The 23774-nt window shown below is 65.0% G+C and carries 14 protein-coding genes; 5 read left to right on the forward strand and 9 right to left on the reverse strand.

What is annotated here, in order from left to right:
* Positions 1 to 162: 162 nt before the first annotated feature.
* The 3 genes from AX724_RS20150 to AX724_RS20160 are packed head-to-tail and all read right to left on the reverse strand — an operon-like array spanning position 163 to position 5661.
* Entirely contained in the window at positions 163 to 2220 is a 2058-nt protein-coding gene (locus AX724_RS20150) for a glycoside hydrolase family 97 protein (protein WP_066770279.1), read from the reverse strand.
* A 10-nt stretch (positions 2221 to 2230) separates the two neighbouring features.
* Positions 2231 to 3841, reverse strand: a complete 1611-nt coding sequence (locus AX724_RS20155) for an alpha-glucosidase family protein (protein ID WP_066770282.1) — start codon at positions 3839 to 3841, stop codon at positions 2231 to 2233.
* Positions 3838 to 5661: an alpha-amylase family glycosyl hydrolase gene (locus AX724_RS20160; RefSeq protein ID WP_066770284.1), complete on the reverse strand. Its 1824-nt coding sequence runs from the start codon at positions 5659 to 5661 to the stop codon at positions 3838 to 3840. The genes AX724_RS20155 and AX724_RS20160 overlap by 4 nt, the downstream gene beginning before the upstream one ends.
* Positions 5662 to 5807: 146 nt before the next feature.
* Here AX724_RS20160 and AX724_RS20165 point away from each other — a divergent pair, with 146 nt between their 5' ends.
* Positions 5808 to 6830, forward strand: a complete 1023-nt coding sequence (locus AX724_RS20165; RefSeq protein WP_066770287.1) for a LacI family DNA-binding transcriptional regulator — start codon at positions 5808 to 5810, stop codon at positions 6828 to 6830.
* A gap of 205 nt (positions 6831 to 7035) precedes the next feature.
* Here AX724_RS20165 and AX724_RS20170 read toward each other — a convergent pair whose 3' ends face one another.
* Together AX724_RS20170 and AX724_RS20175 are read right to left on the reverse strand one after the other, a co-directional pair.
* The gene (locus AX724_RS20170) at positions 7036 to 9816 is read right to left on the reverse strand and encodes a TonB-dependent receptor (protein ID WP_066770290.1); all 2781 of its coding nucleotides are present in this window, start codon (positions 9814 to 9816) and stop codon (positions 7036 to 7038) included.
* Between the two features lie 477 nt (positions 9817 to 10293).
* Positions 10294 to 12570, reverse strand: coding sequence for a WD40/YVTN/BNR-like repeat-containing protein (locus AX724_RS20175; RefSeq protein ID WP_231736775.1), 2277 nt, complete (start codon positions 12568 to 12570; stop codon positions 10294 to 10296).
* Between the two features lie 249 nt (positions 12571 to 12819).
* On the opposite strand from AX724_RS20175, the gene AX724_RS20180 reads away from it, so the two are divergent.
* The 3 genes from AX724_RS20180 (at position 12820) to rplL (ending at position 16746) form a co-directional block, all read left to right on the forward strand.
* On the forward strand, positions 12820 to 15402 hold the full coding sequence (locus AX724_RS20180) for a TonB-dependent receptor (protein WP_197421650.1): 2583 nt from the start codon (positions 12820 to 12822) through the stop codon (positions 15400 to 15402).
* Between the two features lie 381 nt (positions 15403 to 15783).
* Positions 15784 to 16299 (forward strand): 50S ribosomal protein L10, encoded by a 516-nt coding sequence (rplJ, locus tag AX724_RS20185; protein WP_066770293.1) that lies wholly within the window; start codon positions 15784 to 15786, stop codon positions 16297 to 16299.
* 69 nt (positions 16300 to 16368) lie between these two features.
* Positions 16369 to 16746 (forward strand): 50S ribosomal protein L7/L12, encoded by a 378-nt coding sequence (rplL, locus tag AX724_RS20190; RefSeq protein ID WP_066770295.1) that lies wholly within the window; start codon positions 16369 to 16371, stop codon positions 16744 to 16746.
* A gap of 118 nt (positions 16747 to 16864) precedes the next feature.
* Here the strand turns inward: rplL and AX724_RS20195 are convergent, their stop codons facing one another.
* The 4 genes from AX724_RS20195 to AX724_RS20210 are packed head-to-tail and all read right to left on the reverse strand — an operon-like array spanning position 16865 to position 22434.
* Positions 16865 to 18385, reverse strand: a complete 1521-nt coding sequence (locus AX724_RS20195) for a Ppx/GppA family phosphatase (RefSeq protein ID WP_066770298.1) — start codon at positions 18383 to 18385, stop codon at positions 16865 to 16867.
* A gap of 6 nt (positions 18386 to 18391) precedes the next feature.
* Positions 18392 to 20530 (reverse strand): RNA degradosome polyphosphate kinase, encoded by a 2139-nt coding sequence (locus AX724_RS20200; protein WP_066770301.1) that lies wholly within the window; start codon positions 20528 to 20530, stop codon positions 18392 to 18394.
* 3 nt (positions 20531 to 20533) lie between these two features.
* Positions 20534 to 21172, reverse strand: coding sequence for an HdaA/DnaA family protein (locus AX724_RS20205; protein ID WP_066770302.1), 639 nt, complete (start codon positions 21170 to 21172; stop codon positions 20534 to 20536).
* Positions 21169 to 22434, reverse strand: coding sequence for a hypothetical protein (locus AX724_RS20210; protein ID WP_066770303.1), 1266 nt, complete (start codon positions 22432 to 22434; stop codon positions 21169 to 21171). Before AX724_RS20210 ends, AX724_RS20205 begins: the two co-directional genes overlap by 4 nt.
* A 188-nt stretch (positions 22435 to 22622) precedes the next feature.
* Here AX724_RS20210 and purM point away from each other — a divergent pair, with 188 nt between their 5' ends.
* Positions 22623 to 23717 (forward strand): phosphoribosylformylglycinamidine cyclo-ligase, encoded by a 1095-nt coding sequence (gene purM / locus AX724_RS20215; RefSeq protein ID WP_066770305.1) that lies wholly within the window; start codon positions 22623 to 22625, stop codon positions 23715 to 23717.
* Positions 23718 to 23774 lie beyond the last annotated feature (57 nt).

Genomic DNA, 23774 nt, shown 5'->3' on the forward strand with positions numbered 1-23774 from the left:
GGAAAGTCCGGGTTGTGCCGGGTCTTTTCTAGCCGCAGCATCGACGAGCGCCCGCCTGTAGGACAGGCAATAGCCGCCTCGTCATGGCGGCCCCCGCTTGCCGGGTGAAAGCGGCCGTGGATTGCCATGAGTGCGCGGCTTCGCACGAGCTTGGGGGAACGGTCACCGCTTGCGCTTGCCGCCGCTGGCGACGAAACGGATCGCCTGGCCGCCGCCCGGCGCGAGGTCGAGGCTCAGGATATCTCCCTTCTTCACCGGCTTCTTCTCGATGACGATGGCGTGGCGCGCTTCCGTGCGATAGTCGGCGCCGGGGCCGTCGCGGTATATTTCGGCCGTATAGCTGCGGCCCGCATCGAGAAAGTCGAGCGTCACCTTCAACGAGCGTGCCTGTTCGTCGCCCACGGCGCCAAGATACCAGTCGTCGCTGCCCTTGGCCTTGCGCGCAATGGTGACATAATCGCCAACCTCGCCATTGAGCGCCCGCGTGTCGGACCAGTCGGTCGGCACATCCTTGATGAACTGGAAGGGACCGGGATATTTGGCGTAATTTTCCGGCGTGTCGGCGGCCATCACCACCGGCGAATAGAGGACGACGTAGAGAGCGAGCTGCTTGGCAATGGTGGACTGGATGGCGCTGCCTTCCGAACCCGACAGACTGAGCACGCCGGGGGTGAAGTCCATCGGGCCGCCCAAAAGCTGGGTGAACGCCAGATTTGCCTCATGCTCGGGCGGGTTCTTGCCGCCGACCCAGGCGTTATATTCCATGCCCCGGCCACCTTCGCGCGCGACCCAGTTGGGATAGGTGCGGCGCAGGCCCGTGTCCTTGACCGGTTCGTGGCTGTCGATGCTGACATGATATTTGGCGGCGGTCTGCACCACGCGCAGATAATGGTTCACCATCCACTGGCCTTCATGCCATTCGCGATGCTTCGAACCATCGGCGTCGACCCGCTCGATCTGCCCTGCGTCGGTGACATAGCCCGTCTTCACCACCCGCTCTCCATGGTCCGCGGCCCATTTGAAGGCGCTATCGAGCTGACCGTCATAATGGCTGGCCGATCCGCCCGTTTCATGATGGCCGATCAGGGCGACGCCTTTCGATCTGGCGTAGGCGGCCAGGCCATCGGCGTCGAAATCCTCGGTCGGCTGCGAGAAGTTCATGTCATTGCCATTGCCGAACCAGTTGCCGTCCCAGCCGACGTTCCAGCCTTCCACCAGCACGGCGGGGATGCCGTTGGCGGCCGCGAAATCGATATAGCGCCGGACATTGGCGGTGGTGGCGCCATGTTTTGGGCCGCGCGCCCAGCTCCAGTCGCCCTTGATCATGTTCCACCACACGCCGACAAATTTGCCCGGCTTGATCCAGCTGGACACGTCGCCAAGCTTGTTCGGCTCATTCAGGTTCAGGATCATGTGGTTCATGTAAAGGCCGGCGGCATCGTCGGCGATGGCGATGGTGCGCCAGGGGGTGGAAAAGCCGGCGTCGCGCGACACCTTGGGCGCGCCCGAACCGGGCGTCAAAGCGGCGCGGAAGATGGTGCCTTCGGCGCGGGCGAGATTCATCGCCGAATAGTCAACCAGCGCGGCTTCATGCAGGGCAACATGCGTGCCGTCGGCCAGCTTCACCGTCATCACTGTCTGCGCGGTGCCGACCGCATCGAGCGGGGTGCGGTTGTAGAGATATTCCTCCCGGTTCCATTCATAGGCGGGCTTCCACCAGGCGGTGCCGCCTTGCGCGAAGGCGAACTGGGTCAGTTCTTCGGCAATGTTGGCATGATGGAGATTGGCCTGATCCGGCAGCGTGTAGCGGAAGGCGACGCCATCGTCGAACAGGCGGAAGGTCACATCCATCTCGCGCTTCAGGTCGCCCTTCTCCCGGAAGATGAGCTTCAGCTCATTATGATGATCGCGGATCGCCGCCCATTCGCCCCAAGGCTGGGTCCAGCTCGCGTCGCTGCTCGCCTTCCTGGCATCGGCAAGCGTCAGGTTGCGCTCGATCTTGGGGGCGTCGGTGAACATGAAGCCCAGCCGGCTGTCGGCGATCAGCGGCTTGCCATTGCGCTGCACGGCATAGCTGGGGCGCCCCTCGCCATCGAGGCTGATGGTAAGCTTGATATGGCCGTCCGGCGAGGACGCCTTTGCAACCACATCCGCGCGCGCCGCGGCAGGCGCGAGTGCCAGGGCGATGAGGGGCAGTGCGAGCGCGGTCAGTCGCTTCATGAGAATGTCCTTAAACTTGGAAGGTGGCGACGAGGCCGGATGCGGGGGCGAAATTCCAGTCGGCGATGCTTCCGGTCGACAGATCGACCCGCCACCGTCCGGCATCTGCCGGACGCCAGGAGATGGGATCGGTGCTAAGATTGAAGACGCAGAGGCATTGCTGGCCGTCCTGTGTCCGTTCAAAGGCGAGCAGGTCGCCGGGCGTGTCGAGGAAATGGATCGTTCCGCGGCGCAGGGGCGGGGTGGCATTGCGCAGCGCCAGCACCTCACGCGTCCAGTGGAGCAGCGAGTTTGGCTCGCTTTCCTGCACGTCGACCGCGAGGGGGCGATGCGCCTCTCCCACCGGCAGCCAGGGCTTTACGTCCGAAAAGCCGAGCCACGGCGCCGCGCGGGTCCAGGGCATCGGCGTTCGGGCGCCGTCACGCGACAGGGTCAGCGGCCAGTTGGCGATCGCTTCGGGATCGCGCAGATCCTCAAACCCTATCTCGACCTGCGGCAGGCCCAGTTCCTCGCCATAATAGAGGAAGATATTGCCGCGCAGGCAGGCGAGCAGCAGCATCTTCATGCGGCAGTAGGCATGGGCTTCGATGTCGCCGGCCCAGCGCGAAACGGCGCGCGGCGCATCATGATTTTCGAATGCCCAGCTGGGCCAGCCGATCCCCTGCTCCGCCGGCCAGCGCGACAGCACCGTTTTCAGGAGGGACGCGGACAGCTTGGGGGCATAGAGGAAGTCGAAGCCATAAGCGGTATTGAGGCGGTGATCGCCCTGTGTAAACGCCTTCATCTCCGCATCGCTATTGTCTCCCCCCACTTCTGCGACAGTGAAGCGGTCGGGATATTCATCGAACACCGCCCGCACCTTTTCCAGGAACAGCGGGATATCCGGGTGGCTCTGGCTGTAGCGCCTGATCTGGAAATCATAGGGTCGCGTGCGGATACGGCCATCCTCCGGCGCGGGAGGATTGTCGCGCAATTGCGGGTCGGGCATCGAATGGTTGATCGCATCGATGCGAAAGCCGTCGACGCCGCGGTCGAGCCAGAAGCGCACGATATCCAGCACGGCGGCCTGCACATTCCCGTTGTGCAGATTGATCTGGGGCTGCTCCTTCAGGAAATTGTGCATATAATATTGGCGGCGGCGCGCGTCCCAGGTCCAGGCCGGGCCGCCGAAGACCGACTGCCAGTTGTTGGGCGGCGTGCCGTCCGGCCTGGCGTCGGCCCAGACATACCAGTCGGCACGATCGTTGCTGCGACCGGACCGACTTTCGATGAACCAGGGATGTTCGTCGGATGTGTGCGCCCACACCTGGTCGACGATGACGCGCAGGCCAAGATCGTGGGCGCGGGCGATCAGCGCGTCGAAATCGGCCAGCGTGCCGAAAATCGGATCAACGTCGCAATAGTCTGATACGTCGTAGCCGAAGTCGCGCATCGGACTTTTGAAGAAGGGCGAGAGCCAGATCGCATCGACGCCAAGCGAGGCGACATAGGGAAGATGGGCGGTGATGCCGGCCAGATCGCCGATGCCGTCGCCGTTGGAGTCAGCGAAGCTGCGCGGATAAATCTGATAGATGGTGGCACCGAGCCACCAGGGGGCCGTGTCGGTGATTGTGTCGGTCATTGCAGGTGAGCGCTCCGTACAGCGCAGACGCTGTAGCCGAGAGGAGGAAGGGTAAGGGCGAGGCTGCCGGGCGCGGACACGCGCGGGGCACAGTCCGCGCCGGCGAGGGTGTCGAAGGCGGTGGAAGCGCTGTCCACCTGGACCTGCGCCTTGATCGGCGCGGTGGATGTGTTGAAGGCGATCAGATATTCCGCGCCCGTGTCGGGATCGAAGCGGGAGACGGCAAACAGGCCCGGCTCCTCCCCGCGCGCGCGGATCGTCTCGCCGCCCCGGCGCAGCGCAGCATGGCCGGTTCGCAAGCGGGCGAGCAGCGCGATCTGCCGATAAAGAGGATGGGCGGGATCGAAGCGCGGCGTGGCAGTGGTCGCGTCGCTGCCGAGCAGGCGATTGTCGTTGTAGCTCGCCACCTGGCTGCCGAACATGTCCTCGCGCGCGTCTTGATCGCCGCCATCGCCGACAAAACCCTGTTCATCGCCATAGTAAATGGTCGGCACGCCACGCAGTGTCAGCAGCATGGCGTTGGCGAGCATCACCCGGCGCAGCACCTCGTCCTCGCTGGCCTCAGGAAAAGCGCGGCGGACAAAGGTGGCGAAGCGCCCGGCATCGTGATTGCTGACGAAGGTCGGCAGTTGGCGCGCGGTGGCGATGCCCCCCTGATAGAGGGCGTCGCTGGTCAGCATCCGTTCCCAGGTGGCGGTCGCCGCCTTACCCGCCACGGTCTCCAGCGCGGCCTGGCGAAAGGCGAAGTCGAGCACGGCGGGAAGGCCGCCTTCGCGGGTATGCCAGGCAAGCGGTCCGGCATCGATCGTCTCGACATAGACTTCGCCAAAGATATGGAAATTGGAGATGCCTCGCGCCCTGGCCCGCACCTGCATGGCGGGCACGAACTGCTGCCAGAAATGCGGATCGACATGGCGGGCCGTGTCGATGCGAAAGCCGTCGATGCCGAAGCGGTCGATCCAGCCGCCGAAAATGTCGATCATGCCCGCGATGACGCGGGGATGCTCGGTCATCAGATCGTCGAGTCCCGCAAAGTCGCCCATGGTCGCGCTTTCACCCGAATAGGTCGTCTCGCCGCGATTATGATAGTAGCGCACGTCGTTGAGCCAGGCCGGGTTCTTCACCGCCTGCTCGCCCTTCGGCACGAACGGGGTATAGGCATAGGCTGGATCGGTGAGCCTCGCGAAATTCGCATCGCCATGGTCCGCATCGCCGGAAAAGCCGGGATTGATCGCCGCGCCCGCCACGCCCCCGCGCCGCTGATAGGGATAGTCGGCGCGCGCGCGATAGGGACAGGACCGGCCGGCGCATTCGCGATAGCGGATCACGTCCGCCGTGTGGTTGGCGATGATGTCCATATAGACCTTCATGCCCCGGCCATGGGCGGCCTTCACCAGCGCGTCGAAATCCGCATCCGTGCCGAAATGCGGATCGACATGTTCGAAGTCGGTGATCCAATATCCGTGATAACCGGCGCTTTCCTGTCCCGCAGGGCCTTGCACCGGCTTGTTGCGGAAAATCGGGCCGACCCAGATGGCGGTGGCGCCCAGCCCCTGGATATAATCGAGCCGGCGGATCAGCCCCTTGAGGTCGCCGCCATGATAGAAGCCCTTGGATAGGGGGTCATAGCCGGTCTGGAGGCGGCCGCCTTTCATCCCCCCCCTGTCATTGGCGGGGTCGGCATTGTCGAACCGGTCGGGCAGAACGAAATAGATGATTTCGTCTTCGGGAAGACGTGCGCGGAAGCCCCCATCCTGCGAAAGGGCCGGAGCGGGAAGCGCCCAGAGCGCACCAAGCAGCAGTGCCGTTCGTCCGCGCATGCCCCTCACCCTCCATTGCCGCTTTTGCCTGATTGCCGCGGCTTGGCTCCTTCTTAGTCGGCGGTGACGGGCGGGGCCAAGGGGGCGGCATACGTATTCACCGCCGCCGCCTTCTCAAGTCGAACGCGCAGGCGTAGGATGCGGCGATGGCCGCCAACGACAAAGTGACATCTTTCGACATCGCCATGCTGGCCGGCGTGTCCCAACCGACCGTGTCGCGCGCGCTGCGCGGCGACAAGACGGTGAGCGAGGCGACGCGGCTGCGGATTGAAGCGATCGCCCGGCAGCTCAATTACACGGTGGACAAGAACGCGTCGTCGCTGCGGCGGGGCAAGAGCAACACGCTGGCGCTGCTGTTCTTCGAGGATCTGCTGCCCGACGAAAGTTGGATCAACCCCTTCTTCCTGTCGATGCTGGGGCCGATCCTGCAGACCTGCGCGAAGCGCGGCTACGATCTGCTCACCAGTTTCCAGCAGCTCTCGACCGACTGGCATGTCGACTATGAGGACAGCCGCAAGGCCGACGGCATCATCCTGCTGGGCTACGGCGATTATGAAATCTACCGGACGCGGCTGGAGCAATTGGTAGCGCAGGGCACGCATTTCGTGCGCTGGGGATCGGTGGACCAGCATGCGCTGGGGATGACGATCGGTTGCGACAATCGGCGCGGCGGACGCGATGCGGGTGCGCATCTGATCGCCCGCGGATGCAGCCGGATCGCCTTTCTGGGCGACGCATCAAGCCATTATCCCGAATTTCGAGACCGGTATGCCGGCCTGTCCGACGTGCTGCGCGAGGCCGGTCATCCGGTCGATCCTGGCCTGCATGTCGACGCGCTGTCGACCGAGCAGTCGGGCTATGACGCAGCCAGCCGATTGATCGCGCGGGGCGTACGGTTCGACGCGATCTTCGCGGGCTCGGACCTCATCGCGATCGGCGCGATGCGCGCGCTGGACGAACATGGCCTGTCTGTCCCCGACGACGTCGCCCTGATCGGCTTCGACGACATCCCCGCCGCCAGCCTGACAAGGCAGCCGCTGACCACCGTGGCGCAGGATTATCTGCGCGCGGGCGAGGTGCTGGTCGACGCGCTGATAGGCCAGATCGACGGCAAGCCGGTGACGCCGACCCTGCTGGCGCCCCGCCTCGTGACGCGGATGACGGCTTAAAACTTCCTCCCCTCCCTCTCAGGGAGGGGAGACGAAGGATTTGATCTCCTCTCCCCAAAAAAAGCGGACCACCCTCCCCTTGAAGGGGCGGCGGTCCGCGGGGGGAGGATTGCCCGCGTGCAGTCGGGCAATCCGGGGGGAACTCTAGAACTTGCCCGATCGGCCCGACAGCCGATCAGAACTTGCCCGATTGGCCCGCAGCCGATCAGAACTTGTAGGTCAGGCCCAGATAATAATCGCGGCCATAGCGCTGATAATCGATGACCTGGCGCTTATCGTCGTTCTGGTACGTGACGAACGGCTGGTCGGTGAGGTTCTTGCCCTGCAGCAGGACCGACAGGCCGGTGAGCGGGCCGGACTTGAATTCATAGCCGATCTGCGCGTCGAGAATGCCCTCCGCCTTGGCTGTGCGGAAGGTCGGCGCGGCCGACAGGCCGGCGACTTCGCCCAGGAAGGAGGAGCGATAGCGATACGAGACGCGGGCCTGGAAACCGCCCTTTTCATAATAAGCGGTACCGCTGGCGACCCATTTGGAAAGGCCCGGCAGGGTGACGACGTCGGTCGGATTGCTGCCATATTTGACTTCGCTGTGGGTGTAGGACCCGCTGGCGAAGATGCCGAAGCCGTCGAGCGTCTCGCTGAACACCTTGAACGGCAGCGACGCGGTGCCTTCAACGCCCATGATCGTGCCCTTGCCAGTGTTGGCCGGGGCCTTTAGCAGGCCGATGAAGCTGCCGTCAGCGATGATCTGGTCGCGAATGCCGGCAGGCAGCGCTGCCAGCACGTCCGAGAAATCATAGGCGATGTTGTTGTTGGGATCGACGAAGTCGGTCAGATTCTTGAAATAGCCCGCAAGCGAGAGATATCCGCCGCCCCGGAAATATTTCTCGATCGAAAGATCGATGTTGGTCGACTGATAGGGACGCAGGGCGATGTTGCCGCCGTTCGAGCTGAACGGGCTGAATTGGGGATCGGAACCCAGTCCCACATTGGCCAGGTTGAAATTATATTCCTGGTTGATGCGTTCCTGGTCCATGCGCGGACGAACCATCGTCTGGGCCGCGCCGATCTTCACGAAGAAGCCGGGTTCCAGTTCGACCGACAGCTGGGCGCTGGGCAGGAAGTTGGTGAAGCTTTCCTTGCCCGAAGCCGGCACCACGGTGACCACGCCATCGGCGAAGTTGGAAATGGTGCCGACCGAAGCCTGGCGGGTATGGATCACCTGCAGACCGATGGCGCCCTTCAGCGGCTTGCCGCCCAGATCGCCGTCCAGCGTCATCTTGGCATAGCCGGTGAAGACATCTTCCTTCACCACATTGTCGCGCACCAGCGAGGACGGCCGGTTATCGAAGACGGCATCCAGGACGTTGTCGTAGAGATAGAGCGGGTCGAGCGTCAGCATCGCCGGCACGCCCAGATAATCGAGCGAGACATTCTTGCCGAGCAGCGCCGCCTGCGGCACGGGCGCCGATCCGGGCGTCCCGTTGGCGATGGTGCAATCCGTGCCGCCGGTCGGGCAGAGGAAATAGCTGGTATAGGCACTGGTCTTCTTGCGCCGGCTGTAATTGCCGCCGATTTCCCAGTTGCTGAAAATGCTGCCCGAAATCTCTCCGACCAGGTTCGCGCGGAACGACTTCATGTCGTCGATGAACTTCGGCCGGTTGAGGAAGCCCGCCTGCACGACGGCCGTGGTGCCGTTATAGCCCCAGCCATTGGGATCGGTCAGGCTGATGACATTGGTATCGGTGTAGTCGAGCGTCGGCACGATACTGAACAGGCCGTTCGACTGGCGCTCGACGCGCACGGTGTCCGACACGCCCGAGCGCAGATAGCCGGTGCCTGAATAGGTTTCGAGCAGGAAATCTGTGCGCTTGGCGCGCGACCAGCTGGCGTCGACGTTCAGCTTCAGGCGATCGTTCAGGCGGATGTCGTTGTTCCAGCCAAGCGAGATGGTGTCGGCCTTGCGCTTGTTATAGTCGTTGCGCTGTACGCCATAGACGTTGGAGAAGGTGGCGCCGGTGACGAAGCCATTTTCGACCGTCACGTCGCTGACGCCGACATTGGTGCCCCAGACGAGCGGAAATTCGATGCCGCGCAGGCGCTGCACTTCCTCGAAATGCGAAGCAAGAACGTCGAAGGTCGAATGGAAATTGTCGCTCGGCTGCCATTCCAGCGTGCCGACCATGCCGTAGCGCTTCAGGAGGTTCGACTGCACATAGGGCTTGGCGCCGCCGATGATCAGGTTGCCGCTGGCATCGGTGGGATAGCCCCAGGCGTTGAAACGCTCATTTTGCGACGGGGTCTGCGAGGCGGCGAAGCCCAGCGACAGACCCAGCGTGTCGTCGGCGAACTGATCGACATAGGTGGCGGAGGCGCGATAGCCATAACGTTCGCCATCGGGGTTCAGCTTGTCCATGCCGTTCATCTGGCCGCGCAGCGACACGGCGAGGATCCGGTCATTCTTGTCGAGCGGACGCAGCATGCGCAGGTCGACCGTCCCTGAAATGCCCGCGGCGATCAGCGCGGCGTCGGCACTTTTATAGACATTGACGGTCTGGAAAAATTCGGAGGGATACTGGTCATATTCCACGCCGCGATTGTCGCCGACGGTCACCTGTTCGCGGCCGTTGAGCAGCGTGGTCGAGAAATCCGGGCCGAGGCCGCGGATCGAAAGGCGTTGGTCACGGCCTTCGAGGCGCTGGGCGGTGACACCCGGCAGACGGGCAAGCGAGTCGGCTATCGACACGTCAGGCAGCTTGCCGACATCTTCGGCCGAGATGGAATCCACGATCAGCACGGAATCGCGCTTCACCTTGGCGGCCGAGGCGAGCGAGGCCCGGATGCCGGTGACGACGATGGCTTCGGGCTCGCCGGCGGCTGGCGCGGCGGTTTCGGCTTCCGCCTGCGCATGGGCGACCGAAGCGAACGAAAAGGAAGCCCCTGCCAGCAGCGCGGCGCGCAGGATGGTATGACGGAATTGATGCATGACAGTTATCCTCCCCAGGACGCGTCTTGAGCGTTTCTTGCCGACATGTGTCGGTCCGCTTCCAATACCGTTGCCCCTGTCTGTCTGCACAGAATCCAGCATACGTATTCAGCCATATCGTCGAAATGGCCCGGTGTCGGGTGTGGGAAACAGCCGGAACATGGGGCGCAAGACGCGCGATCCGGCCATAAGGCTGCCGTCAATGCGGACTATGGAAGCGCCGCTGTTCAGGCGCGGCATCGACATGTGGCGCGCAGGCGCCGCAGCTCTGAAGGAACCGCTTCGGTTCCCCTGGTCGCAGGCGGCGTCTGCCGGCATCGGATCGGACCGACAGCGCCTCTTCACTCTCGCGACCATGGCCTTTGCCATCAGGCGGAATGAAGGAAGTCGCCCTTGCCTCCGATCTTCAGGGCGCCCGCGCCATCGACGATGCAACAGGCTACAGGATCGCCGCCGTTTCCTCGCTTCTGGGGGCGATCACGGCTTTGCGCCTTCAGGATCGCCGACCATGACGCCCCGGCCATCCGTGGCCAGATAGACGCGGCCGAAGCGGCGCGGATCGCCGCTGATCATGCGCAGCCGTCCGCCCCATTGATGGGCATCGTGGTTGATTTTCTGCCACCGCGTTCCGCCGTCGATCGAGCGGAAAACGCCTTGCCTGCCCCGATCGGTGCCGATGGCGTAGAGTGTCGGCAACGGACTTCCCGGCGCGCCCTTCCCCAATCCGAAGCGCTGTATGGCAATGTTCCCGCCCGCCTTCGTCCAATGCTCCCCCGCGTCGATCGTCGAGTAGAGAGACGCGCCCAGCAACAGCCATAGTGCGCCCGCCCGATCAGGTACGGCGACCAGCGGATTGGGCGCTTCGCGTCCCCGCACCCGCGCGGCGGATAGGTCGGCGGGCAAACCTTCGCCCTTGATCGGGCGAAAATTTCTGCCCCCATCGTCACTGCGCACGATCCGGTTTGTGGCGAAATCGATGGCGTAAAAGCGATCTGGATCCGCCTTGTCCGCCGTCACCCGGACACGCGAAGGCAGGCCTTCGACCGCCGTCCAGCTTTTCCCGCGGTCGCTGGTTCGGATAGGCGTGTCGGTTTCGACCAGGAAAATGTTCCCGTCCGCCGAAACGGTGATTGCCGCGTCGCCCGTCCGCTCCGGCGGCGGGGGCGCGCCCGGACTGGACGATCCGGTCGGGACATGAAGCGGCATCCAGGTGCGAGCGCCATCGCGCGACCATGCCAGCGACGTATCGGGCACCACCGCCGCATGGGTATTGCCGCTCCGCACCAGGATGTCGGGCATACGCCCCGCATAATCGAGCGTGTTGGTGTTGGTCAGCATGGGATTTTGATGCACATGATCGGGCGACACCGTCAGGTCGTCATGCCGAAACCCGCCCAGATCGCCGAAGCCGGACACCAGCGGCGCGCCGCCGGTCGGGCTGACCAGCGTGATGACCGCAGTCTGTTCAACGCCGCGCGTCCATGGCGCCCATCGCACCTGGCCGGCCTTGCCAAATTCGCGAGTGGCATAGAGTGTCGCGCCGGTGACATAGGCGGCATGGTCATCGTCGAAGGGATCGATCGCCAGCCCCGCAATCCAGTGGCCGAACTCGGCCTTCTTCTCGAAATTCAGAAAGGGCGTTTCGCTGACGTCCCGCACGCTGCGCGGCGCCATTTCGCTCCAGGTCCGTCCGGCATCGGCCGACCGCCATACGGTATCGCCGGGCGTGTAGCGATTGACCGTGCTGACCGCGATGACGTTCGGATCGCGCCGCGATACGGCGACGCCCATATAGCCGCCGGGCACCACGGCGACACCCTTGAGAGGCGTCACGTCTGTCCAGCGATCCGACCGCGTATCGAACCGCCACACGGCTCCGCGCGTGATGCCGTTCGGGCCGATCGCGTCGCAATAGCTGATGGTCAAGACGCCATCACTGCCCAGCGCCGCCTTGACGGGCAACATATCGGCCGGCGGGCCACCCGGCAGGGCCTGCCACGTATCGCCGCCGTCGCGCGATCGGAACAGATGGGATTGCCCCGGATCGGCGCTGGCGACGAATATCGTGCCGCTGCGCGCGGGATCGAATAAGATGAATGACAGCCCCCCATGGGTCATCCTTGAGCGATCGGGAAGGCCGAGGCCGGGGAGCGGAAATCCATCGACCTTGTGCCAATGCGCCCCGGCGTCCTGACTCTGCCAAAGCCCGTCGTGACGCGACCCGAAGAAGAGGCGACGGTTGTCGTTGGGATCGACGGCCAGTCGTTCGCCAAGGCCACGGCCATCCTCATTGCCGCCCATGGCGAAAGGCACATCCGTCCTTTTCCAATGTACTCCACGGTCGGCGGACCGGAAGATGGCGGCCGGTCCGCGCGCACTCATGCCCGCCGCCATATAGACCACCGCCCCATCTACAGGGTCGGGCGCTATGCTTTCGACGCCCATATAGCTGGATTGCGCTTCCCCGTCCTGCAACGGAACCCATCGCTCTGTGTCCCAGCGATAAGCACCGCCCATGTCGGTACGCAGATAGGCAAGGCCCCGCTCCACCGGGCTAAACACGATGCCGGGTGCGAATCCGCCCCCACCCACCTTGACGTTGCGCCACTGATAGGCCGTGGCAGAGGCGTCGGCCCCCGTTTCGCGGGCATGGGCGATCGGGAAGATGGCGAGCGCCAAGGTCGCCATCGCCATGCCCATCAGAGCGATCGCATCACGCGCGGACCAAGCCATATTGCCGCCACCCTCCCTCATTATGATATCGCTATCATGACCATGCAGTGCATGTCGGGTCGTACCATCGATGACAGGGCTGTCAAACCAGATGCGCGACCGGGGTAGCCGCGACTAGCGGGCGGTATCGGAAGCGGTGCCCATCATGACAACGCTGGTCATGCGCATGACGCCATCCTGTCATCAAAATGGAGTCAAACCGCCACGACATGCCGCTACCCGGCCGGCTGCGCGCATCGTGCGCGTGATGGATGTTGGGGATTTACACGCATGAAGGCGACTCGTTTGACGGCCAGGACCGTTCGCTGGGCAATGCTCGCGGGCTCCGCACTCTCGCTGGGCACGATGACGCAGGCGATGGCGCGGGACGAAGCGGCCGCGCCAGAAGTCGCAGCGGCCCCGGACGCCACGCCGGATGTCGGCTCGATCATCGTGACGGGGGCCAAGACGACGCGTTCCGCCACGGCGATATCGTCCGCCGAAATCCAGAAGATCCTGCCCGGCGTCGCGCCGCTGAAGGCGATCCAGACGCTGCCCGGCGTCCTCTACATTACGGCCGACCCCTGGGGGAATAACGAGCAGAACGCACAGATCTTCGTCCATGGCTTCGCCGGCAATCAGCTCGGCTACACGATGGACGGCATCCCGCTGGGCGATCAGAGCTACGGCAATTACAACGGCCTGTCGCCGCAGCGCGCGGTGATTTCCGAAAATGTCGCCCGGGTCGTGGTGGCGACCGGCGCGGGCGATCTCGCCACGCCATCGAACAGCAACCTGGGCGGAACGGTCGAAACCTTCTCCTCCGATCCCGAACAGGCTTTCGGCGTCCGCGCCGCGCAGACCGTCGGCAGCTACGACGCGTCGCGCACCTATCTGCGCATCGACAGCGGTGACATCGGCGGCGGCAATGCCGCCTATATCTCCGGCGTGCGGCAGCGCGCCCGCGCCTGGGACTTCAACGGCGTCCAGAAAGGGTGGCAGGCGAACGCAAAGTTCGTGCATGACGACACAGCGGGCAAGCTGACGCTCTATTTCGACTATAATGACATGACGCAGCCCAATGAGGACGCGACGGTGTTCTTCAAGCCTTCGGCCGGCGGTACCGCTACCGCCGTTCAGCGCTTCACGCCCTATACCAAGCCCTTCTTCTATCCCGACTTCGACGGCTACCGCACCCGCTATCTGACGGCGCAGGGCAACAGCCCGGCGGCGGAGGGCAGCAATTATCGCAACTATTATTCCGATGCGCAGCGCACCGACTATCTCGCCTATGCGCGGTATGACGCCCGCCTGTCGGACAGGATCACCTGGTCGACCACGGGCTATTATCACCATAATGACGGCGCAGGCGTCGTTGCCGGTCCGCTCGGTCAGTCGATCACGACCGCGCAGCCCTATCTCGACCCCAACTATGCCAGCCTGCCGACCAACTGCCGTTTCGCGGCGAACGGCAATGGCGTCAGGCCAGCCGCCTGCACCGCCCTTACCGATGCGCAGGCGGCGGTAGCCGGGGCGGCGCTGGTTGCGGCGACCGGCGGTTCCGGGCTCATCACCCGCACCACCGAATATCGTATCGACCGCGAAGGCGTGATCTCCTCCGTCAGCGTGGACGCAGGACCGCACAAGATCGAATTCGGCGGATGGTTCGAACATAACAGCACGACCCAGTGGCGGCGCTGGTATGCGGTGCCGGTCGGCAATCCGGCGATCAGCACCCCCTATATCCGTCCGCGCGACGTGCTGGAACCGCTGTTCACGCAATATCAGGGCGAAGCGCGGATCAACCAGCTGCAACTCCATATCCAGGATACATGGCAGGTCACCGATCGCCTGCTCGTTCAGGGCGGTTTCAAGACCAGCGCGCAATGGGCGAGCGGCCGCTACCCCGTGCAGCCGCGGCTGGGCTCGCTAGGCGGAACCACCGCACTGCCCGAAGGCAAGATCAACACGAAGAACTGGTTCCTGCCGGCGCTTGGCGCCACCTACGACTTCAACGGGCATGAGCAGGTCTATTTCAACGTCCAGAAGAATCTGCGGCAGTATCAGGCCTATCTGGCGGGCGGCGGCGGCCCCTGGTTCACCGGCAGCCAGGCCGCGTTCGACGCCTTCGCCGATCAGGGCAAGCCCGAAACCAGCTGGACATACGAGGCCGGGCTTCGCACCAATCGCAGCCTCGGCAACGGCGTGACGCTCCAGGGGCAGGTCAACTATTATCATGTCGATTTCAGCAACCGCCTGCTTGCGATCCCGACCAATCCTGGCGGCATCGCGGGCAGCGGCATCACCGGCGGCACATCGACGCTGGTCAATGTCGGCGACGTGAAGACCAACGGCGTCGACGCGGCGTTCACGCTCCGCCTCGGCAACATCGCCTCGCTCTACAACGCCGTTTCCTATAATCTGTCCAAATATCGCAACGATTATACCTCGACGGCGCAGGGTATCGGCGCTGCCACCGACAGCTGCATTGGCGGCTATCTCGTCACGGGCGGCGTGGTGCCCACCTGCGGCAAGCAACTGCCCGGCACGCCCAAGTGGATGAACAAGACGGTCGCCACCCTGAACCTCGGCCCGGTCGAGGTGCAGGCGATCGGCGATTATGTCGGCCGCCGCTTCGCCACCTTCACCAACGATGCCAGCGTCTCCTCCTACTTCCTGACATCGCTGCGGGTCGCGGCGCGGGTGCCGGACAATATCCTGCCGCTGCAGAAGGTGGAGCTTGCGCTGAACGTCACGAACCTCACGGACAAGAAAGGCGTATCGACCCTTTCGATCGGATCGGCCACGAACAGCTATTCGGCCTATCCCATCCCGCCGCGCCAGTGGTTCCTGACCCTTTCTGCGGCCTACTGATCGGCCAGCGACAAGAATGGTGCGGCAGGGGGACGGCCAGGCGTCCTCCTGCCCCCCGCTCGCGGACGCCTATCCAATTTTCGCGTGACAATGCCGCCCGTTTCCCCTAAGGGCGCGCCAGCAGACCGGCGGCCACCCGCTACCGGTCTTCCGTCCGAGACAGTCGGTGAAGGGAATATGCCCTTCTTAATTTCCGGCCTAGACGGGGAAAAGTTCTTTGCCGGGTCGGCCGTTGCGCCGGTTCGGGTCTGCCTGTTTCCCATTGAGGACGGGCCAGTCGATCTCTCCCCTTCGGACCCTAGTGCCCCATGCCATCTGGCGTGGGTTTAGTCGTCCGCGCAAGGCTTCATGCCCCATGCGGACATGAAGTGGAGTAATGGCATGGATCGTAATCAGAAAGCTGAGGTCGTTTCCGCGCTGAACGCAGAGCTGGCAGAAGTTGGCGTGGTCGTCGTGACCCGCAACCTTGGCATGACGGTCGCCCAGTCGACCGTCCTGCGCCAGAAGATGCGCGAAGCAGGAGCGTCCTACAAGGTTACGAAGAATCGCCTCGCCCGCATCGCCCTTGATGGCACCGCCTATACCGGCCTCAGCGACCTGCTGACCGGTCCGGTCGGCCTCGCCACCTCGGCCGATCCGGTCGCCGCCGCCAAGGTTGCGATCGATTTCGCCAAGACCAACGACAAGCTTGAGATCGTTGGCGGCGCGATGGGCGAAGTGCTGCTCGATGCGGAGGGCGTGAAGGCCCTGGCGTCGATGCCGTCGCTGGATGAACTGCGTGCGAAGCTGCTCGGCCTTCTGGTCGCCCCGGCTACCAAGCTCGCGACCGTCACCCAGGCACCGGCTGCGCAGCTTGCGCGCGTCTTCAACGCCTATGCGGAGAAGGAAGCGGCGTAAGCCTTTTCCGACCCGATTTTTTGACCCTCATCTGACGGGGCATTCCGCCCCAAACAAGGAATTGAACACATGGCAGACATCAACGCTCTGGTCGATCAGCTTTCGGCCCTCACCGTCCTCGAAGCCGCTGAGCTCTCCAAGGCTCTGGAAGAAAAGTGGGGCGTTTCGGCCGCCGCAGCTGTGGCTGTCGCCGCTCCCGCCGGTGGCGCCCCGGCTGCTGCCGCTGAAGAAGTGAAGGACGAATTCGACGTCGTCCTGACCGGCGACGGCGGCAAGAAGATCAACGTCATCAAGGAAGTCCGCGCTATCACTGGCCTGGGTCTGACCGAAGCCAAGGCGCTGGTCGAAGGCGCGCCGAAGGCCGTCAAGGAAGGCGTGAACAAGGAAGAAGCCGAAAAGCTGAAGAAGCAGCTGGAAGAAGCCGGCGCGACCGTCGAGCTGAAGTAATCGGAAAGCGGCCCTGGCGCGCATCCGCCGGGGCTGACCGATCCGGTCCAGCCGGAAAAGAGAAGGGCGGCGCCGCATGGCGACCGCCCTTTTCCTTTGCGCGCCGTGGACGGCCGCCTCAGCCGGCGGCGATCAGCTGGTACCGGACGCCCAGCGCCTGGGCGATGGCACGCAGCCGGCGTTCGACCACCTCTCCATAAAGTTTTGCATCGTCGCCACGCAGATAGAGATCGACCCGGTCGCCGTGCCGCTCAAGCCGGGAATGAGTGAGCGGCACTTCCACCCCGCCCGACAGCCGCTGGGCAAGGCGAATCGCAAGGCCCCACAGCATCGCGCGGCGCAATATATCGGGCGTGGCGAGCCGCTCGACCCCGGCGGGCGTCGACAGCCCCCCGCCGAAATGGGTATGCAGCGCCTGGCCCAGCATCGCCCGTTCGCAGGCGGTGATGCCCACCCAGTTGCTGTGCAGCGCGATCTCCACGCCCCGCTCCGCGCGAAAATCCGGGTTGGCGCGCCAGCCCACATCGGCCAGCAGGCACGCGGCGCGGCGGATGCGGCGCATCGGCGGGGCATCATCGGGAAAGAGCGGCGCGATCCATTTGTCGATCCGGTCGCCATGGCCGCGAAAGCGCGCCTGTGCCTCCCCTTCCGCCTCGGCCGCGACCAGCAGCGGATCGTGCCCCCGAATGTCCTCGGGCAACGCCTCGTACAGCAATCCTTCCCGCAATCCGTAAGCGGACACGACCAGCCGGCTGGATTTCAACTGCCGCACGACGACGGACAGCAGCGCCGCTGCGTCCGGCAATGTGGGCACGCGCGATCCGGTCATCGCCGGGATCTGCTTCAGCCGCGCCTTGTCGACATGGCTGACGATGCGGGTCAACTGCTCGGCCCGCGCGGCGGTCATCTCATATTGGTGGACGACGGGCAGCGGAAATTCGGTCAGCTGCATGTCGAACCGGGCGAGCGCGCGCCACGATCCACCGACCAGGTAGAAGGGCAGGCCCGGCTCCGGCCGCCAGCCCGCCTTGTCCAGCATCTTGACGACCTGCCGCTCCAGCGCGCGCGGCCCCTTCTCGCGTATCTGCGGCAGGCGCAGCACGCCAAGCGGCAGGGATATGGTCTGCTCGACCGCGCCGTCCCGCACTCGCGCCAGTTCCAGGCTGCCGCCTCCCAGATCGCCGACGATGCCGTCCGCGCCCGGTATGCCGGACAGTACGCCCATCGCCGCGCCAATCGCTTCCTGCGCCCCGGACAGCAGTTCGACGGTCAGCCCCATCTCCGCCGCGCGCGCGATGAAGTCGCCGCCGTTGGTCGCGTCCCGCACCGCCGCCGTCGCCACGCAGCGTATGTCGGCTACCTTCATCGCGCGGCACAGATGGGCGAAGCGCGCCACGGCACTCAGGCCCCGCTCCATCGCCTCCGGCTCGATCGCCCCGGTCTTCGCCAGCGACGCGCCCAGCCCCGCCATCACCTTTTCGTTGAAAAGGATGAAAGGGATGCGCCGTGGCCCGTCATAAACGACCAGGCGGACGCTGTTCGAACCGATGTCGATGATGGCGGTGCGGGCATGCGCGGGTTCGGGCGATGTCGCCATCTGTTCGGCAACGGCCCGGACGCGGCGCAGCATGGAGTTCATGGCGGCTCAGCTCCGCCCGCGAAGGCGCAGCGTCGGCACCGCTTCGTTGTCGAACGCCGCCCCCCGGCCCGACAGCGACGGGTTGGTCATGAAATAGCGGTGCAGGTTGAACGGCCTGTCCCCTGCCTCCAGCCGCCGGTACAGGCCGTCGCTGTCCAGCGACCAGCTCTGCTCGGTGTCGATCAGGTTGGCGACCATCACCTGGTCCAGAATCTGGTCGTGGACCGTCTCATTCTCGACCGGCGCCAGGAATTCGACGCGCCGGTCGAAATTGCGCGGCATCCAGTCGGCGGAACTGATGAACACCTTTGCGCCGTTGTTCGGCAGCGCCTTGCCGTTGCCGAACACGGTGATGCGACTATGCTCCAGGAAACGGCCGACGACCGATTTCACCCGGATATTTTCCGACATGCCCGGCACACCGGGGCGCAGGCAGCATATGCCGCGCACGACGAGGTCGATCTGGACGCCTGCATTGCTCGCCGCATAGAGTTTCTCGATGATCGCCGGGTCGACCAGACTATTCATCTTGGCCCAGATGGTTCCCGGCCGGCCGGCGCGCACATGCTCGATCTCCGCCTCGATACACTGACACAGCGTGTTGCGCAGGTCGCGCGGGCTCATCACCAGCTTCTCCAGCCGTTCGGGCTCCACATAGCCGGTGATATAGTTGAACAGCGCCGCCGCGTCCCGGCCATAGGCAGGATCGGCCGTGAAGAAGCTGAGGTCGGTGTAGATGCGCGCGGTCACCGGATGATAGTTGCCGGTGCCGAAATGGCAGTAAGTGCGGAACTGGTCGCCTTCCCGCCGGACCACCATCGACACCTTGGCATGGGTCTTCCAATCGATGAAGCCATAGACGACCTGCACGCCCGCCCGCTCCAGCGCGTCGGCCCACAGCAGATTCTGTTCCTCGTCGAACCGGGCCTTCAGCTCCACGACGGCAGTCACGGACTTGCCCGCCTCCGCCGCGTCGATCAGCGCGCGGATGATCGCGGATTGCTTGCCCGCGCGATACAGCGTCTGCTTGATCGCCACCACATCGGGGTCGGACGCCGCCTGCTTCAGGAAGGAAATGACGACGTCGAACGCCTCATAGGGGTGATGGACGACGATGTCCTTCGCCCGGATCGCGGCGAAACAGTCGCCGCCATATTCACGGATGCGCTCGGGGAAGCGCGGGGCATAGGGTTCGAACTTGAGGTCGGGCCGGTCGGCGTCGACAATGCCGGACAGGTCGCCGATGCCGATGAAGCCCTCCACCTCGACCACGATCGCCTCATGCCCCTGGAGCATGTCCTGCAACATCTCCTCGACCGGCTCGGGGATGCGCTCCTCTATCTCCATGCGGATCACCCGGCCCCGGCGACGGCGCTTGATGGCGCTGCGGAAATAGCGGACCAGATCCTCCGCCTCTTCCTCTATCTCGATGTCGCTGTCGCGGATGATGCGGAACACGCCGCTGTTGCGCACGCGGTATCCGGGGAAAAGATCGGCGGAAAAGCGGCGGATCACCGCCTCCAGCGCCATATAGCGCGCCAGTTCGCCGGGCACCCGCACGAACCGCGCGAGCGAGGGCGGGATCATCACCAGCTCGCGGATCGGCTGCTGGTCCGACAGGCGTTCCAGGTCGAAGACGATCGACAGCCCCTGATTGGGAATGAAGGGGAAGGGATGCGCGGGGTCCAGCGCCTGCGGCGTCAGGATCGGGAAGATCTGCGTCAGGAAATGCTCGCGCAGCCATTGCGCGCACTCGCCGTCCATCTGCGCGGACGGCCCGATCACCTCGATGCCGACCTGCGTCAGTTCGTCGTGCAACGCCCCCCACACTTTCTGCTGCGCCCGCATCAGTGTGGCGGTGGCCTCGGTGATCCCGCTCAGCTGCTGCGCCGGGGTCAGCCCGTCGGCGGAGCGCAGGTCGACATCCTGCAATTGCTGGCCCTTGAGGCCTGCCACGCGAACGGAAAAAAATTCGTCCAGGTTCGCGCCCGAAATCGACAGGAAGCGTAACCTCTCCAGCAGCGGATGAGCGCGGTTCATCGCCTCTTCCAGCACGCGCTGGTTGAAGGCGAGCCAGGACAGTTCGCGATTGAAATAGCGCTCGCCCGTAGGCGACAGGCTGGCGATGGGATCGGCTTCGGCCACGGATTACTCGCGCTGGTCGTTGGAAGGATCGGGCGGGACTATAGGCAGAAATGCCGCCGATTGCAGAACTGATTTCGCCATTGGGATGGAAATCTTACGCCCGGATGACAGCGCCTCCCGGTCCAGCAGCCGCGTGACCTCCGCGATTCCGCCATAGGTCCGCTCGACGCGGCGGACCAGCCAGTCAGGCACATCGGGGGCATGGGCGGCCCCCGCCCGCTCGAAATGCCGCTGGATCAGCGCGCGGGCCAGCGCCTCGTCGGGTTCCCCGATGGCGACATGGGGGACGGCGGCAAGCCGCGATCGCAGGTCGGGCAGCGCCACCGTCCAGCTGGCGGGCGCCGTGCTTCCCACCATCAACAGCGGCCGACGCGCGGTCTGCGCCGCATTCCAGGCGTGGAACAGCCGATGCTCGTCAGCCCCTTCCGCCTCATCGATTACCTCGCCACCGCTCATCGCCGCGAACAGCCGGGCGAGCGTCGAACGGCCCGACCGGGGCGGGCCTGTCAGCACGCTCACCGACAGCGGCCAGTCGCGCCAGCGCTCCAGATGCGTCACCGCGATCCGGTTTGCTTCGCTGACCAGGAAATCGCCGCCGTCGCTTTCCCCTTGCCACTCGAAGGGCAGGCTGATCTGGCTCATTGCCCCGGCGGCGCTGCCCGGCGGCTGATGCGCAGGGTATTGCCCGACACCGCAACCGTGAAGCCGCGCGCCGTCAGCCCGGCGCGCAGCGCGTCGGCCGTCCCCTCGAAGCTCACCTGCATGACGGACGTGCCGCCCAGCGCCAGGCTGCTGGTGGCGGCGGACCGCACGCCCGGAACAGCACGCACCGCCGCCTCGCCGGCCCCGACCGACGCCACGTCCGGCGTGTCGAACTGGATCGAGAAGCTGGAAACACTGGATGAGGCGACCAGAGGCAGTTCGCCGATGTCGATGGGCTGCGCGCTCGCATTTTCGATGGCGAGCGCGTCGGGATCGACCGGCTCCTCGATGATGAGTGACGGGTCGGGCCGCAGGCGGCCATCGTTGAGCGCGCGGATATAGAGTTCGTCGATCCGCCGCGCACCTTCATCCATCATCTGCGCGATGCCGCTGTCGTTGGACGCGCGCAGCTGGAAGCTGCCGATCAGCAGGTCGTCCGGGCCATAGCGCGCGGTGAAGGTGCCCGTCACCGGACCGCCGGGCCAGGCGCGGTCCAGCCGCGCGATCGGGACCACCACGTCGGCCGCGCCATATTGGTCGAGCAGCACGCGCCACCACAATCGCCCGCGCCGTCCCACCTGCCCCGCGTTCAGCAGGATCGGATCGGCGATGGAGCCCGCCACGCGGACATAATCGATGGCGCTGTCGCCTGTGCGATAGCGCGCCCAGGCCTTCTGCCATTCGTTGGTGCGTTCGTAGGATACCGCCGATCCCCCATCCCACAGCACCGGGATGACCAGCAGCGGCGGCGACCGCATCACATTGCCGCTGACGCCCAGCAGCCCGCCCGTCCGCGCCCGGTCGAACAGCACGCCCAGCGTCGCCACATAGCGATTGGGGCCGATCTGCTCCTGTTCGATCTCCATGCCGGAAATCATGCCTTCCAGCTGCGAATCGGACAAGGCCGGCGCCCCGCCCCCGCCATGAGTGCGGGTCCACAGCATCCGCCACGCCTGGCGCTGCGCGATGCGCCACCCGGCATAGCGGGCGCTGTCCGCATCCTTCGCCATCACGTCCACCTTGACGCCGCGCACCTCGAAATCGCCGCCGCTGGCGATCGGCGGCACGCCGCGTTCCCCCTCCATCTGCGCGAACAGGGCGGCTGCGGCCAGGCCGATCGCGATGGCGAGGATGATCTGCAGCGGCCGCGACAGCAGGCGGAGGAAGGCCGGCGGGCGGGAAAGGGTCTGGCTCAGGCTCACGGGCGTCCTTTTGGCGGGATTTGGCCGCGATGCCAAGCTTGATCCTGCACCCGCCCTCCCCGGTCGGGCCGATCGAAGTCGAAGTCCTTTGTTGAACGGAGCGAAGGCCGCTTCCTTCGATCGGGCGAACGGAAGGGCGCGGCGCAAAACTCGACATGGCGCTGTTTCGACCCTAGAGCGCTTGCCTCATGAGCGACACCGAATCCTACAGCTACGCCAAGGCTGGCGTCGACATCGCCGCCGGCAACGCCCTCGTCCGCGCCATCGCCCCGCTGGCAAAGGCCACGCGCCGTCCCGGCGCCGACGCCGAACTGGGCGGTTTCGGCGGCTTTTTCGACCTGAAGGCCGCCGGTTATGACGACCCGCTGCTGGTCGCCGCCAATGACGGCGTGGGTACGAAGCTGAAGCTCGCCATCGATCATGACCGGCATGATGGCGTCGGGATCGATCTTGTCGCCATGTGCGCCAACGACCTCATCGTGCAGGGGGCCGAACCGCTCTTCTTCCTCGACTATTACGCCACCGGCCGGCTGGAAAGCGGCGTCGCCGAACGGGTGATCGCCGGCATCGCAGAAGGCTGCCGCCAGGCGGGCTGTGCGCTGATCGGCGGCGAAACCGCCGAAATGCCCGGCATGTACGCCGATGGCGACTATGACCTTGCGGGCTTCTGCGTCGGCGCGGTGGAAAGGGCCAAGGCGCTGACCGGCAACCGGGTCAAGCCGGGCGACGTGCTGCTCGGTCTCGCCTCTTCGGGCGTGCATTCCAATGGCTATTCGCTGGTCCGCCGCCTCGCCGCGGACAAGGGGTGGAAGCTCGACCGCCCTGCCCTGTTCGACAATGAAGTGCTGCTGATCGACGCATTGATGGCGCCGACGCGCATCTATGTGAAGAGCCTGCTGCCGCTGGTGCGTGCGGGGATGATCAACGCGCTCGCCCACGTCACCGGCGGCGGCCTGCTGGAAAATATCCCGCGCGTGCTGCCCGACGGGGCGCATGCCGTTGTGAACGCCGATGCCTGGGAACAGCCTCGCCTCATGGCCTTCCTTCAGGCGCAGGGCCATATCGAGCCGGAGGAGATGGCGCGCACCTTCAATTGCGGCGTCGGCATGGTGCTGGCGGTGGACGAGGCGCACGTCGCCGCCGTCACGAAGGCGCTGCAGGATGCGGGCGAAACCGTCTTCACCGTGGGCGCGGTGCAGGAAGGCGACAAGGGCTGCACTGTCAGCGGCAGCGCCGGCACCTGGAGCGCGAAGGCGGACTGGTCCGCCACGCATCTGGGCTAGAGCCGCACATTATCTCCGTTCGCCCTGAGCTTGTCGAAGGGCCTTGCTTGCTGGAAA

The organism is Sphingobium sp. CCH11-B1 (genome assembly GCF_001556865.1).
Lineage (GTDB): Bacteria > Pseudomonadota > Alphaproteobacteria > Sphingomonadales > Sphingomonadaceae > Sphingobium.

What these genes read in the sequence shown, in the direction of transcription:
- AX724_RS20175 (WP_231736775.1), bottom strand. Translation starts at nt 12,570, where the DNA reads ATGAGGGAGGGTGGCGGCAATATGGCTTGGTCCGCGCGTGATGCGATC.
- AX724_RS20165 (WP_066770287.1), top strand. Translation starts at nt 5,808, where the DNA reads ATGGCCGCCAACGACAAAGTGACATCTTTCGACATCGCCATGCTGGCC.
- AX724_RS20180 (WP_197421650.1), top strand. Translation starts at nt 12,820, where the DNA reads ATGAAGGCGACTCGTTTGACGGCCAGGACCGTTCGCTGGGCAATGCTC.
- AX724_RS20170 (WP_066770290.1), bottom strand. Translation starts at nt 9,816, where the DNA reads ATGCATCAATTCCGTCATACCATCCTGCGCGCCGCGCTGCTGGCAGGG.
- AX724_RS20155 (WP_066770282.1), bottom strand. Translation starts at nt 3,841, where the DNA reads ATGACCGACACAATCACCGACACGGCCCCCTGGTGGCTCGGTGCCACC.
- purM (WP_066770305.1), top strand. Translation starts at nt 22,623, where the DNA reads ATGAGCGACACCGAATCCTACAGCTACGCCAAGGCTGGCGTCGACATC.
- rplL (WP_066770295.1), top strand. Translation starts at nt 16,369, where the DNA reads ATGGCAGACATCAACGCTCTGGTCGATCAGCTTTCGGCCCTCACCGTC.
- AX724_RS20160 (WP_066770284.1), bottom strand. Translation starts at nt 5,661, where the DNA reads ATGCGCGGACGAACGGCACTGCTGCTTGGTGCGCTCTGGGCGCTTCCC.
- AX724_RS20205 (WP_066770302.1), bottom strand. Translation starts at nt 21,172, where the DNA reads ATGAGCCAGATCAGCCTGCCCTTCGAGTGGCAAGGGGAAAGCGACGGC.
- AX724_RS20195 (WP_066770298.1), bottom strand. Translation starts at nt 18,385, where the DNA reads ATGAACTCCATGCTGCGCCGCGTCCGGGCCGTTGCCGAACAGATGGCG.
- AX724_RS20150 (WP_066770279.1), bottom strand. Translation starts at nt 2,220, where the DNA reads ATGAAGCGACTGACCGCGCTCGCACTGCCCCTCATCGCCCTGGCACTC.
- rplJ (WP_066770293.1), top strand. Translation starts at nt 15,784, where the DNA reads ATGGATCGTAATCAGAAAGCTGAGGTCGTTTCCGCGCTGAACGCAGAG.